Annotated in this window: 9 protein-coding genes and 2 tRNA genes; all 11 read right to left on the reverse strand. The window is 72.0% G+C overall.

Annotated features, from left to right (window positions below):
- Positions 1-126: 126 nt before the first annotated feature.
- Positions 127-202 (reverse strand) — tRNA-Ala (locus ACVJO7_RS08185).
- 34 nt (positions 203-236) lie between these two features.
- Entirely contained in the window at positions 237-347 is a 111-nt protein-coding gene (locus ACVJO7_RS08190; protein ID WP_211286625.1) for a DLW-39 family protein, read from the reverse strand.
- A gap of 38 nt (positions 348-385) precedes the next feature.
- A tRNA-Ile gene (locus ACVJO7_RS08195) sits at positions 386-459 on the reverse strand.
- Positions 460-551: 92 nt separating this feature from the next.
- Positions 552-1331: a DUF3566 domain-containing protein gene (locus tag ACVJO7_RS08200; RefSeq protein ID WP_491672357.1), complete on the reverse strand. Its 780-nt coding sequence runs from the start codon at positions 1329-1331 to the stop codon at positions 552-554.
- Between the two features lie 103 nt (positions 1332-1434).
- Entirely contained in the window at positions 1435-3951 is a 2517-nt protein-coding gene (gene gyrA, locus ACVJO7_RS08205; RefSeq protein ID WP_491672358.1) for a DNA gyrase subunit A, read from the reverse strand.
- A gap of 45 nt (positions 3952-3996) precedes the next feature.
- Positions 3997-6063 (reverse strand): DNA topoisomerase (ATP-hydrolyzing) subunit B, encoded by a 2067-nt coding sequence (gene gyrB / locus ACVJO7_RS08210; protein ID WP_491672359.1) that lies wholly within the window; start codon positions 6061-6063, stop codon positions 3997-3999.
- A 505-nt stretch (positions 6064-6568) separates the two neighbouring features.
- Positions 6569-7123, reverse strand: a complete 555-nt coding sequence (locus ACVJO7_RS08215; RefSeq protein ID WP_344023869.1) for a DciA family protein — start codon at positions 7121-7123, stop codon at positions 6569-6571.
- A 228-nt stretch (positions 7124-7351) separates the two neighbouring features.
- A complete protein-coding gene (gene recF, locus ACVJO7_RS08220) occupies positions 7352-8551 on the reverse strand; it encodes a DNA replication/repair protein RecF (RefSeq protein ID WP_344023867.1) in 1200 nt (399 codons plus the stop codon).
- 7 nt (positions 8552-8558) lie between these two features.
- The gene (gene gnd / locus ACVJO7_RS08225) at positions 8559-9494 is read right to left on the reverse strand and encodes a phosphogluconate dehydrogenase (NAD(+)-dependent, decarboxylating) (RefSeq protein WP_344023865.1); all 936 of its coding nucleotides are present in this window, start codon (positions 9492-9494) and stop codon (positions 8559-8561) included.
- A gap of 133 nt (positions 9495-9627) precedes the next feature.
- A complete protein-coding gene (dnaN, locus tag ACVJO7_RS08230) occupies positions 9628-10782 on the reverse strand; it encodes a DNA polymerase III subunit beta (protein WP_491672360.1) in 1155 nt (384 codons plus the stop codon).
- Between the two features lie 1165 nt (positions 10783-11947).
- Positions 11948-13627: a chromosomal replication initiator protein DnaA gene (gene dnaA, locus ACVJO7_RS08235; protein ID WP_358488289.1), complete on the reverse strand. Its 1680-nt coding sequence runs from the start codon at positions 13625-13627 to the stop codon at positions 11948-11950.
- Positions 13628-13907 lie beyond the last annotated feature (280 nt).

The raw sequence follows: 13907 nt of genomic DNA on the forward strand, positions 1-13907 counted from the left end.
CACACGAGGTGCACCCGGCAGTGCGAGCCGACTCGCGCGGTGTCCGTGGCACAGGCTGTGGCTACGCGGTTGGCGGCACTCGGCCGGTCCGCGAGCGGGCTCCTCAGCGAATCTACTGGTGAGCGATGGTGGAGACGAGGGGAATCGAACCCCTAACCCCCGCCTTGCAAAGGCGGTGCTCTGCCAATTGAGCTACGTCCCCGGGTGGGTCGACTCACCGTACCCGGTGGACGGGTTCAGCGAGTCGTGGCCTCGTGCCAGAGATCGTCGGACCCGACGCCCCGGAGGCGGGACCAGCCGACGTACGCGGCGCCGGCCACCAGGGCCAGAACGAGCAGCTTCTTCATCGACGGTCTCCTCACGAGTACTTCGGAGGCGGGAGGTGTGGGCCTAGCTGGATTTGAACCAGCGACCTCATCGTTATCAGCGATGCGCTCTAACCAACTGAGCTATAGGCCCTTGCGACAGGAGGAACAGTACCGCACGGGGTCGAGCGGGTTACCGGCGGGGTCCTCCCCGCGGACCCGCCGGATCCCGTGCGGAACAGGCCCTCAGTCGCGCTCGGAGAGGGTGACCTCGACGCCGCCGACGAGGTCGGCGGCGACGTTGTAGACGAACGCCACGATCGTGATGGCGACGGCGAACAGCAGGCTGTTCACCGCACCGACGACGGCCGCCAGCCCGAACACCCGGCCGGCGCTGATCAGCGCACCGCCGGTCGCCTCCTGGCCGGTGACGAGATCGGCGTAGGTGCCGTTGAGCCGGTCCCACACGCCCATCCCGCCGAGCACGCCGTAGAGCACGCCCGCCGCGACCATCCACACCAGCCACAGCACGATCGCCAGTGCCAGCGCCATCTTCAGCACCGACCACGGGTCGAACCGCTTGAGCTGCAGCAGCGCCTGACGCGGCGGGCGGTTGCGGACCGACGCGCGGGGCGCCTCGGTGCCGGTGGTCTCCCGCTGCTCCGGCTCGCGGACCGCGGTGGCGGTGCCGCCGGCGCCCGGCGCGGTGAGGAACGCCGTGGGTGCCTCGCTCAGCAGCGAGTCCGCCACGGTCGGCTGCTCCGCCTCGCGGGGCTGCTCGTTCGGGTCCGGCACCCGGCGCCACGGCGGCGGGGACGCGCCGGCCGGATCGACCGCGGCGGGCTCCTCCGCCACGGGCTCGGTCCGCGGGACCGGGCTGGGCTGCGGGTCCGCGGAGGGTGCCGCCGGGGTCGTGTCGCCGGCCTCGGGGGCCGGTTCGGCAGCCGGGGCGCCGGTCTGGTCCGCGTCGGTGGCGACGGTGCGGCCCTCGTCCGGCGACGACGGGGTGCGGTCGTCGGTGCTCACGAGCTGGAGCTCTCCTCGCTTGTCGTCGCTGCAGTCCTGCAGACGACCCCGGCCGGTCGACGGCGCGGGTGGCCGGTCACGCCGACCGGCCACCCGCGATCGCCTACGCCTGCTGGCCCGGGTCCTCCTCGGTCTCCTCCGCGTTGCGGGCGACCGCCAGCAGCGTGGAGCTCTCGCCCAGGTTCATCAGGCGGACTCCCTTCGTCTGCCGACCGGCCTTCCGCACCTCGCGGGCAGAGGTCCGGATGACCCCGCCGGTGGAGGTGATCGCGTACAGCTCGTCGTCGATACCGACGATGAGTGCACCGACCAGCGTGCCACGGCGACGGTCGTACTGGAGCGTCAACACTCCCTTCCCGCCACGACCCTGCACCGGGTAGTCCTCGATCGGGGTGCGCTTCGCGTAGCCGCCGGTGGTGGCGACCAGCAGGAAGGTGTCCGGGCGGATCACGCCGAGCGCGAGCAGCTGGTCACCGCTGTTGAAGCGCATGCCCAGCACGCCGGACGTCGCCCGGCCCATCGGGCGCAGCGCGTCGTCGGTGGCGGTGAACCGGATCGACTGTCCCTCCGCGGAGACGAGCAGCAGGTCGTCGTCGGAGGAGCAGAGCACGGCGCCGACCAGCTCGTCGTCGTCGCGCAGGTTGATGCCGATCAGGCCGCCGGTCCGGTTGGAGTCGAAGTCGGTGAGCCGCGACTTCTTCACCAGCCCGTTTCGCGTCGCGAGGACGAGATACGGCCGCGCCCGGTAGTCCTTGATCTGCATGACCTGGGCGATCTCCTCCTCCGGCTGCAGTGCCAGGAGGTTCGCCAGGTGCTGGCCGCGGGCCGTCCGGTTCGCCTCGGGCAGCTCGTAGGCCTTGAGCCGGTAGACCCGCCCGCGGTTGGTGAAGAACAGCATCCAGTCGTGCGTGGAGCAGACGAAGAAGTGGGCGACGATGTCGTCCTGCTTCAGCGCGGCACCCTGCACGCCCTTGCCGCCGCGCTTCTGCGCCCGGTAGAGGTCGGTCTTCGTGCGCTTGGCATAGCCGGTCCGGGTGATCGTGACGACGACGTCCTCGACCGCGATCAGGTCCTCGTCGGTGACGTCGCCGTCGTAGCCGACGATCCGGGTGCGGCGGTCGTCGCCGTGCTTCTCGACGATCTCCAGGAGCTCGTCGCGGACGATCGCCCGCTGACGCTCCGGGCGGGCCAGGATGTCCTGGTAGTCGGCGATCTCGAGCTCGATCTCGGCCAGCTCGTCGATGATTTTCTGCCGCTCCAGTGCGGCGAGCCGCCGGAGCTGCATGTCGAGGATGGCCTGGGCCTGGATCTCGTCGACGTCGAGCAGGTCGATCAGGCCGGCCCGGGCGACGTCGACCGTGGCCGACGCCCGGATCAGTGCGATGACCTCGTCGAGCGCGTCGAGCGCCTTGACCAGACCACGCAGGATGTGGGCCCGCTCCTCGGCCTTGCGCAGCCGGTAGCGGGTCCGCCGGACGATGACCTCGATCTGGTGCCGGACGTAGTGCCGGACGACCTGGTCCAGGCGCAGCGTGCGCGGCACGCCGTCGACGATCGACAGCATGTTCACGCCGAAGCTGTGCTGCAGCTGGGTGTGCTTGTAGAGGTTGTTCAGCACGACCTTGGCGACCGCGTCCCGCTTGAGCGTGATCACGATCCGCATGCCGATCCGGTCGGACGACTCGTCGACGACCTCGGAGATGCCGGCGATCTTGCCGTCGCGCACCATGGTCGCGATCGACTCGATGAGGTTGTCCGGGTTCACCACGTAGGGCAGCTCGGTGACCACCAGCGTGGTCCGTCCCTTGGTGTCCTCCTCGACCTCGACGACCGCGCGCATCCGGATGGAGCCGCGGCCGGTCCGGTAGGCCGACTCGATGCCGTCCCGCCCGACGATCAGGCCGTGCGTCGGGAAGTCGGGGCCCTTGATGCGCTCCATGAGCGCGTCGAGCAGCTCGTCGTCGGTGGCGTTCGGGTTCTCCAGCGCCCAGACGACGCCGTCCCCGACCTCGCGCAGGTTGTGCGGCGGGATGTTCGTCGCCATTCCGACCGCGATGCCGGAGCTGCCGTTGATCAGCAGGTTCGGCACCCGGGACGGCAGGACGACCGGCTCCTGGGTCTTGCCGTCGTAGTTCTCCAGGAAGTCGACGGTTTCCTCGTCGATGTCCTGCAGCATCGCCATCGCCAGCGGCGAGAGCCGGCACTCGGTGTACCGCATGGCGGCCGCCGGGTCGTTGCCGCGCGAGCCGAAGTTCCCCTGCCCGGAGATCAGCGGGTAGCGCATCGACCAGGGCTGGGCCATCCGGACGAGGGCGTCGTAGATCGCCGAGTCGCCGTGCGGGTGGTAGTTGCCCATCACGTCACCGACGACGCGGGCGCACTTGACGTACGACCGTTCCGGCCGGAAGCCGTTCTCGCCCATCGAGTACAGGACGCGGCGGTGGACCGGCTTGAGGCCGTCCTCCACCAGCGGCAGCGCCCGCCCGACGATCACGCTCATCGCGTAGTCGATGTAGGAGCGCTGCATCTCCTGCTGGATATCGACCGGTTCGACCCGGCCGCCACCGCCGCCCTCGCCGCCGCCCGCGGCCGGGGCCGCGGGATCGATCGTGTCCGTCACGAAGTCTCCTGTGAGTTCATACGTCCGTCTGGATCAGATGTCCGATCAGACGTCGAGGAAGCGCACGTCCTTGGCGTTGCGGGTGATGAACGACCGGCGGGACTCGACGTCCTCACCCATCAGCACCGAGAACAGCTCGTCCGCGGTGGCGGCGTCGTCCAGGCTCACCTGGTACAGCAGCCGGTTCGACGGGTCCATCGTGGTCTCCCACAGCTCCTTGGCGTCCATCTCGCCGAGGCCCTTGTACCGCTGGACGCCCTCGTCCTTCGGCAGCTTCTTGCCCGCCGCCCGGCCGGCCTCGATCAGCCCGTCGCGCTCGCGATCGGAGTACGCGTACTCCGGCTCCGACCCGCGGCCACCCCACTTGATCTTGTAGAGCGGCGGGGCGGCGAGGAAGACGTGGCCGTTCTCGATCAGCGGCCGCATGAACCGGAACAGCAGCGTGAGCAGCAGCGTCCGGATGTGCTGGCCGTCGACGTCGGCGTCGGCCATCAGCACCAGCTTGTGGTACCGCAGCTTCGCCAGGTCGAAGTCGTCGTGGATGCCGGTGCCCATCGCCGTGATGATCGACTGGACCTCGGTGTTCTTCAGGACCCGGTCGATCCGCGCCTTCTCGACGTTGATGATCTTGCCGCGGATCGGCAGGATCGCCTGGTGCATCGAGTCGCGGCCGGCCTTCGCCGAGCCGCCGGCGGAGTCGCCCTCGACGATGTAGAGCTCGCAGCTCTCCGGGTCGCGCGAGCGGCAGTCGGACAGCTTGCCCGGCAGGCCGCCGATGTCGCCGGCGCTCTTGCGGCGGACCAGCTCCCGGGCCCGCCGCGCGGCGAGCCGGGCCTGCGCCGAGGAGACCGCCTTGTTGACGATCGTCTTCGCCTCGGTGGGGTTGCGCTCGAACCAGTCCGCGAGCCACTCGTTCGACACCCGCTGGACGAACGACTTGACCTCGGTGTTGCCCAGCTTGGTCTTCGTCTGGCCCTCGAACTGCGGCTCGGAGATCTTCACCGAGACGATGGCGGCGAGACCCTCGCGGATGTCGTCGCCGGACAGCGCCGGGTCCTTCTCCTTGATCAGCTTCTTGTCGCGAGCGTACCGGTTCACGGTGGCCGTCAGCGCGTGCCGGAAGCCCTCCTCGTGGGTGCCGCCCTCGTGCGTGTTGATCGTGTTCGCGAAGGTGTAGACCGACTCCGAGTAGCCGGAGTTCCACTGCATCGCGACCTCGACCTGGTGGCCGGGACCCTCGCCGGTGTAGGACACGATCTTGCGGTGGATCGGGTCCTTGGACTTGTTCAGGTGCGCGACGAAGTCCTCCAGCCCGTTCGGGTAGTGGAAGACGTACTCCTTGGGCTTCGCGACGTAGCCCTCGGCGTCCGGCTCCTCGTCGGCGTCGACGACCGGCACGACCTCGGCCGGGTTGCCGTCCTCGTCCACCCCGTCGCTCGACGGCAGCAGCTCGGCGGCCTTCTCCGGCCGGCGCTCGTCGCGCAGGACCATGGTCAGGCCCTTGTTGAGGAACGTCTGCTCCTGCAGCCGGCGCCGGATCGTCTCCAGCGTGTAGCTGGTCGTCTCGAAGATCGTCGGATCGGCCCAGTAGGTGATCGTGGTGCCGGTGTCGGACTTCTTCGTGGTGCCGGCCTCGATCAGCTCGCCGGGCCGGGCGTGGTCGTAGTGCTGCTTCCAGATCACGCCGTCCTTGCGGACCTCGACGTCGAGGGCGGTGGACAGCGCGTTCACCACCGACACGCCGACGCCGTGCAGACCGCCGGACACCGCGTAGGACTTGTCGTCGAACTTGCCGCCGGCGTGCAGGCTGGTGAGGACGACCTCGAGGGTCGGCTTCTTCTCGGTCGGGTGCATCTCGACCGGGATGCCGCGCCCGTCGTCCTGCACCCGGACGCCGCCGTCGGCCTGCAGGGTCACGACGACCTTCGTGGCGTGACCGGCCATGGCCTCGTCGACCGAGTTGTCCACCACCTCCCAGATCAGGTGGTGCAGGCCCCGCTCACCGGTGGAGCCGATGTACATGCCGGGCCGCTTGCGGACCGCCTCCAGCCCCTTGAGGACCGTGATGGACGACGCGCCGTAGGCGTTCTTCGCTGCCTTGTCCTGAGCCACGAGTAGCTGGTTCTCCTCGCCACGTGAACCGCCGACGATCCGCAGACGCCGCAAGGGCGCGACGACCGTCGATCCGGTTCCACCGACCGGGCGCTCTGTTCATGTCAGGGGAGCCACCCGGGAACACCCCACAAGTCTACCCGGCGGCACCGACAGAAAGGCGGCCAGGACCCGCCTAGAACCGTCACAGACGGGCGAACGGCTTCCGCTGCGGGATGTTCCGTGCCGACCCGGGGTCGAACGGTGCCGCGGCCGTGTCATCTCGCGCTCACCGGCGACGTGAGCGGCCCGGCCCGGTCGGTCCGACTCCTGACCCGATCCGCACCCTCGTGCCGGTCACGGGGCCGTCATACGCACGGAACGTTTCCGGCGCCGCCGGCCGTCCGGCGCCGACGCCCGGTCACCGGCGCGTCCGGCCGGTGCCCCGTCCGGTGGCGGCCGGCGACCCGGCCGGACCGTTCGTGGCTGCCCGTGACGGTTCCGGCGGCGGCCGGGCGGGCCGCGGTCAGCCGTAGGTGTCGCGGGGGCCGCGGCCCCGCACGTGCCGCGGCCCGTGCCGCCAGCTCGGCCCGCTCGGGCCGACCACCCGGATCCGGCGCACCACGTCCGGGCCGACCGCCGCGGACAGCCGGGTCAGCAGCTGGCGCTGCAGCGTCCGCAGCTGGGTGGCCCACGCGGTCGACTCGGCCTGCAGGGTCAGCTCGCCGTCGCGCAGCGACACCGGGATGCAGTGGTCGGCGACGTCCGGGCCGACCAGCTGCGGCCAGCGGCCGAGGACGGTGGCGTCGGTCAGCCGGGACGACCAGCCCCGGTCCATCGACACCCGGGACACCACCCGGCCGAACGGCTGCGGGTCCCGGTCGTCCGGCCCGGAGCCGGACCAGCGCCGGCGCCTGCCCTTCCCGGACACCACCCGCAGCTTCGGCCGGGCCTCCTCGGCCCGCTCGTCCGCCCTGCGCGCGGTCGCCTCCCGGGCGGCACGCAGCGCGTCCCTGGCGAGATCGGCGCCGCGCAGACCGGCCCGCTCCCCCGCCAGGAGATCACCCTGCTCGCCGGGCACCCCGCCGCCCGTGACCGGGCCGTGATCGGCGGCCGGATCTTCGCCGGGGCGTCCATCCCCAGGACGCGGACCGTTCGCCCCGCCGTCACGACGCCGTGTCCGGGGGTTCGAGGTGCCGCGGCGCCGCCCGTTCCCCGCCGCTCCGGAGTTGTCCACAGAATCCACAGGCTTGTCCCCAGGTCGCCGTGATGCGGTCGAGATATCTGTGACAGGGAGTCGCTGCAACGGTCATGCCGCTCCCCCGTCCGGTTCGCGGACGACCCGCCGGTCCCCGACGTGGAACCGGGCGCCGTCCAGCTCGCGCGGCACGTCCTCGGCGACGGCGGCCGTCACCAACACCTGCTCGGCCCCGGAGACCAGCCCGGCCAGGGCCCGCCTGCGGGTGGCGTCGAGCTCGGCGAACACGTCGTCGAGCACGAGCACCGGCTCGACGTCGTCGGCGTGCAGCAGCCGGTAGGACGCCAGCCGCAACGCCAGCGCGAAGGCCCACGACTCGCCGTGGCTGGCGTACCCCTTCGCCGGGCCCTCGCCGAGCGCGAGCTCCAGCTCGTCGCGGTGCGGGCCGACCAGGCACACCCCGCGCTCGATCTCCTGCCGGCGGACGTCGGCGAGCCGGGCGAGCAGCAGCGCCTCCAGGTCCCCGGCCGACGACGGCAGGTCCGCCACCCCGTCCGTGCCGAGACTGGACCGGTAGTCCAGCCCGATCGGGTCCGACGACGGGGCGACCTGCGCGAAGGCCTCCCTGGCGTACGGCGCGAGTGCGACGACCAGCTCCCGGCGGCCGGCGAGCAGCGCGGCGCCGGTGCGGGCGAGGTGCCCGTCCCACACCTCGAGGGTGGTCAGGTCGTCGGGCAGGTCGTCGGCCGGGGGCGCCTCGGCGCGCGGCCGCGACCTCCCCCGCGGCCCGGCCCGCAGCGCCGGCTTCGCCGACTTGAGCAGGGCGGACCGCTGGCGGAGCACCTTGTCGTAGTCCGAGCGGACGCCGGCGTACCGGGGGAAGCGGGCGACCAGCAGCTCGTCGAGGAACCGGCGTCGTTCCGAGGGGTCGCCGCGGACCAGCGCCAGGTCCTCCGGCGCGAACAGCACGCTGCGCAGGATCCCGAGGACGTCCCGCGGCCGGGAGACCGGGGAACGGTTCACCCTGGCCCGGTTCTGCTTCCCGGAGTTGATCTCCAGTTCGACGCCGAGCATGCGGCCGTGATGGTGCACCTCGCCGCGGACGACCGCCTGCTCGGCACCGCGCCGGATCAGCGGGACGTCGGAGGTGACCCGGTGCGAGCCGAGCGAGGCGAGGTACCCGACGCCCTCCACCAGGTTCGTCTTGCCCGCGCCGTTCGACCCGACCAGCACCGTGACGCCGGGGTCGAGCTCCAGCTCGGCCTCCGGCCAGGACCGGAAGTCGGTGACCGAGAACCGCCTGAGGTACACCGAGTGGTCAGCCTCCCGCCGCGGACGCCGGACCCGCCTTGTCACCGGGTGCACCGGCCGGGCCGGAGCGCTTCACGGCGTGCCCGCCGAACTGCTGGCGCAGCGCGGCCACCGCCTTCATCGCCGGGGACTCGTCCTGCCGGGAGGAGAACCGGGCGAACAGCGCGGCGGAGATCACCGGCAGCGGCACGGCGTGGTCGATGGCCTCCTCGATGGTCCACCGGCCCTCGCCGGAGTCGTCGACCCACGCCTCGAGACCGTCCAGGTCGGGATCGTCCTTCAGCGCGGCGACCAGCAGGTCGAGCAGCCAGGAGCGGACCACCGTGCCGCGCGACCAGGCCTGGATGACGCCAGGCACGTCGGTGATCAGCTCGCTGGCCTGCATGAGCTCGAAGCCCTCGGCGTAGGCCTGCATCAGGCCGTACTCGATGCCGTTGTGCACCATCTTGGAGAAGTGGCCTGCGCCGACCGGGCCGGCGTGCGCGAAGCCCTCCTCGCGTGCACCCTCCGGCCGGAGCGCGTCGAAGACCGGCATGGCGCGGGCGATGTGCTCGTCCTCGCCGCCCGCCATCAGGCCGTAGCCGTTGTCCTTGCCCCAGATCCCGCCGGAGACGCCACAGTCGACGTAGCCGATGCCGTGCTCGGCGAGCAGCGCGGCGTTCGGCCGGTCGTCGGTGTAGCGGGAGTTGCCGCCCTCGATGACCAGGTCACCGGAGCCCAGCACGGTGGCCAGGGTGGCGATCGTGTTCCGGGTGGGCTCGCCGGACGGGACCATCACCCACACCGTGCGCGGTGCGTCGAGCGCGGCCGCCAGATCGGGCAGCGAGGCGACGTCGCTGACCTCGGGCCGGGGATCGAATCCGATCACCTCGTGGCCGGCGGCGCGCAGCCGTTCCCGCATGTTGCCGCCCATGCGGCCGAGTCCGATCAGACCGATCTGCACAGTGAGCTCCTCCGTCCGTGCCACCGGTCGCGTCGTGGAGCCGGCGGGCGGCGTCGATCACGCCGGGGCCGAGTCTTCCCGTTCCGCCCCGCCGGCCGGCGGGCGGGGGAGGTGGTGCCTGCGGTGCGCGGGCTCAGCCGGGGAGCCGGACCGGCATCAGCAGGTGCAGGTACCCGGACTTCTCCGGGGACGGTGCGTCCTCGGCGTCGTCGGTCGCGGGTTTCGGCACCGGCCGGACCAGCGCCGGCCGGTTCGGCGTGGTGAAGGTCAGCTGCGCGCGGTCGGTGTGCAGCGCGCCGAGCGAGTCGAGCAGGTAGCCCGGGTTGAACGCGATGGTCAGCGGATTTCCGTCCAGCGCGCAGGGGAGCTCCTCCTCGGCCGATCCGACGTCGTCGCCGCCGGCGGCCAGCCGCAGACCGTCCTCACCGAACTCGAGCCGGATCTGGGCGACCCGGTCGGCGACCAGCGAGACCCGCTTGATCGCCTCGACCAGCAGCGCCACGTCCAGCTCGACGGCGGTGGTGTGCTCGGCCGGGATCAGCTGGCGGAACCGGGGGAACTCGGCGTCGAGCAGGCGGCTGGTGGACCGCCGGCCACCGCCGGTCAGGCCGAGCATGCCGTCGCCGGCGGACAGTGCGATCTCGACGGTGCCCGAGCCGGCGAGCGTCTTGGCGACCTCGGCGAGCGTCTTCGCCGGGATGAGCACGGCGGTCGAGATCGACGCGTCCTCCGGGACCCACTCGAGCTCGCGCACGGCCAGCCGGAACCGGTCGGTCGCGGCCAGCGTCAGCTGGGATCCCTCGATCTCCAGCCGGACGCCGGTCAGCATCGGCAGCGTGTCGTCGCGGCCGGACGCGACGGCGACCTGGGCGACCGCCGCGGCGAGCGCGTCGGCGGCGACCGAACCGGCCCGCTGCGGCATCTCGGGCAGCTGCGGGTAGTCCTCGACCGGCATCGTCGGGAGGCTGAACCGGCTGTTGCCGCAAGAGATCGTGGCGCGCGCCCCGTCGACCACCAGGTCGACCGGTTTGGACGGCAGTGCCCGGGTGATGTCGGCCAGCAGCCGCCCGGACACCAGCATGCGACCCGGCTCGCCGACCGTGGCGTCGAGCTCCACCCGGGCCGAGGTCTCGTAGTCGAAGCCGGAGACCGTGAGCCGTTCGGCGGCCTCGCCATCGGACTGGATGAGGACTCCGCCGAGCACGGGCACCGGCGGGCGCGCCGGAAGGCTGCGCGCCACCCAGGCAGCCGCGTCCGCTAGGACGTCGCGTTCGACCCGGAACTTCATCGAGAACCTTCCCCGGTAGCGCCTCGGCCCGCTGCCCGTCGCCGGGCCCGGACCGCCGGCGGGACGGCGGTGCGACGGCGAACCGGTGCCCTCCCCCGCTGCGGTGGTGCCGTGCCGCCACCGGGCGGCTGCTGCGGGATCGGGACCCGGGTTCGCCGGGACGCTCACGGTAGAGCCTCCCACCGACAGTTTCCACGCCGCCCCGGCGGTCACCGGCCGGACGGGCGGCGACCGGGTGTGCCCGTGGAGGGACCCCGTCCGGGTCCCTCCACACGCCTCTTCTTGAGTAGTAGAGAAGAAGGAGAGAAGAACAGACGTAGTAGTAAGGGCTGTGCACAGTGTGGATGGACCTCATCGGCGCTGGTCAGCAGGCCGCGTCGACTGGGGACGTGACGGTGGGGGCACCCGTTGACAGCTTCCCGCGGCGGTGGACGGACGGCCCGTCCACCCATCCGTCCCCGATCCATCCCGGGTTCCGGGGGGAGTTGTCCACGGATCGTGGGGCATCCGTCCACGGGCCCGGCGCGGTCCATCCACAGAGTTGTCCCCAGATGTGGGTGGAAACGTGGTGGATCGTAGACCCAGGGTGATGGAGACCGCAGGGCGAGCGGCACCCTGACGTTGCGCTCTGAACCCACATTCGCCTCATGCGCCACAAACCGGTCGACGGAGGGTGACGACCCGGTCGGCGCGGATGATCACCTGCTCGGGTGGCCGTGCGCCCAGCGCCCATTACCGGACGGCGAGCGGAAGTCGTGGGAGCGACACGCCGGTGTCGGCACGCCGGACCCGATCGGGATCAGGGTGTGCCGGCTCCGGGCGCCGGAGCCGGCCGTCGCCGGGGTACCTGATCATCCCGGGACGGCCGGGAACGGGCCTCAGCGGCCGTCTGAGGGCTGGTAACCGTGTGGGTGCGACGGAATCGGTCCCGGCGCGGCCGGTGACCGGGGTCGCGTGGCGGTCCCGGCGTCCGCGGCGCTGTGGATCGTGGGGGTGGGCGGTGGACAACTCGGCCGGTGCGGCTCGTCGGCCCTCGGTCCCGCCCGCCCGGCCGCGGGGTTCGGGGCCGGCGTGGGCGGCTCGCTGAGCCCGGTCGCGGGTGCGACGCCATGAGTAGAGGTGCGACGCCGGGGCCCGCCGGTGCGAAGGCGGGGCCGGCGCGGAGTCAGTGCCGGGCGCGCAGCTTGATCCGCGCGGTCAGCTCTTGTACCTGCTCGAAGGTCTTCCGCCGGAGCGAGATCTCGTTGCGGATCTTCTTGTCGGCGTGCATGACGGTCGTGTGGTCCCGGCCGCCGAAGGTCTGCCCGATCCGGGGCAGCGACAGGTCGGTCAGCTCGCGGCAGAGGTACATCGCGATCTGCCGGGCCTGCGCGAGCGCCTTCGTCTTGCCGGGCCCGGAGAGGTCGTCGAGCGTCACGCTGAAGAACTCGGCGGTCACCGCCATGATCGTCGGCGCGGTGATCTCGGAGGCCGCGGAGTCGGGGATGAGGTCGCGCAGCACGATCTCGGCGAGCTGGGTGTCGACGGCCTGCCGGTTCAGCGACGCGAAGGCGGTGACCCGGATCAGCGCGCCCTCGAGCTCGCGAATGTTGCGCTCGATCCGCTCGGCGATGAACTCCAGCACCTCGCCGGGCACGGCGAGCCGGTCCTGGGCGGCCTTCTTGCGGAGGATCGCGATCCGGGTCTCCAGCTCGGGCGGCTGGATGTCGGTGATCAGCCCCCACTCGAAGCGGGTCCGCATCCGGTCCTCGAGCGTTTCGAGGCGCTTCGGCGGCCGGTCGGAGGAGACGACGATCTGCTTGTTCGCGTTGTGCAGGGTGTTGAAGGTGTGGAAGAACTCCTCCTGCGTCCCCTCCTTGCCCTCCAGGAACTGGATGTCGTCGACCAGCAGCACATCGACGTCGCGGTAGCGGCGCTGGAAGGCGACCTTGCGGTCGTCGCGCAGGGAGTTGATGAAGTCGTTGGTGAACTCTTCGGTACTGACGTACCGGACCCGCATCCCGGGGAACAGCCGCTGGGCGTAGTGCCCGACGGCGTGCAGCAGGTGGGTCTTGCCCAGCCCGGACTCGCCCCAGATGAACAGCGGGTTGTAGGCCCGCGCCGGAGCCTCGGAGACGGCGACCGCGGCGGCGTGGCTGAACCTGTTCGACGCGCCGATGACGAACGTGTCGAAGGTGTACCGCTCGTTGAGCCGGGTCTGCGAGCGCGGCGCGACCGGGTCACCGGCCTGCGGCGCGGTGTAGGCGGGCCACGCGGTGCCGCCGGTGTCCCGGGCCGGCGGATCGGGCTGGGTGGCCTGCGGGGCCCAGCCGCCGGGCGACACCGGAGCGGGATCGGCCGGGTATGCGGGACCCCGGTCCGGTTCGGCGGCCACCTCGCCGGCGGCGGGCTCGGTCGCCACGGCCGTGCCGGTGTCCGGCTCCTCGGTCCGCGGGGACGGCTCGCCGGCCTGCGGGCCGGACCGGTCGACGGCACCGGTGTCCCGGGCGCTGTCGCCCGCCGATCCGCTCCGCGCGAGACCGAACCCGGGCGGATCGGGGACCTCGGTGCCGCCGGAGGCCGCCGAGGCGTCGACGACGACGGCCAGGTTGACCGAGACGCCGAGGTGCCTGCCCAGCGCGTCGCTGATCGGACGGCGCAGGATCCGCTCGATGGCGTCCTTGGCGAACTCGGAGGGGGCGGCGAGCAGCGCGGTGCCGTCGAGCAGCCCGAGCGGCCGGGTGAGCCGGAGGAACGCGCGCTGCTGGGGGGACAGGGCGGGGGCACCGGATTCCGCCGAGGAACCCGACAGGTCGGCGATGACCCGGTTCCAGACCCGGCCGAGATCGCCCGGCTGGTCGGTCATCCGCGGTTCCCCTTCCCGCTCGGCCGCCGTCCGCGGCTGCTCCCCCCGGACCAACCTGCCCTCACTCGCTCGGACGCGTCCGCGGCACCTGCGGGCAGATGTATCCCCAGAGTTGTCCACACTTGTGCGTAAAGGTACGCAGCACGCTCCGCCCGGCTCGCGGCGGGGCCGCCGGACGGGTCGTCAGTGGGCTCGGTCCTGGTGCGGACGATCGTTACGCCCGCCACGGAGCAGCGGGAAAGGGGACGCTAGCAGCCGGGGCCCGCCCCGGTGCCCCGGG

The organism is Pseudonocardia sp. DxW, assembly GCF_058448985.1.

Bases quoted from the DNA above. Each gene is read 5' to 3' on its own strand.
- ACVJO7_RS08190 (WP_211286625.1), bottom strand. From the start codon at position 347: ATGAAGAAGCTGCTCGTTCTGGCCCTGGTGGCCGGCGCCGCGTACGTC.
- dnaA (WP_358488289.1), bottom strand. From the start codon at position 13,627: ATGACCGACCAGCCGGGCGATCTCGGCCGGGTCTGGAACCGGGTCATC.
- dnaN (WP_491672360.1), bottom strand. From the start codon at position 10,782: ATGAAGTTCCGGGTCGAACGCGACGTCCTAGCGGACGCGGCTGCCTGG.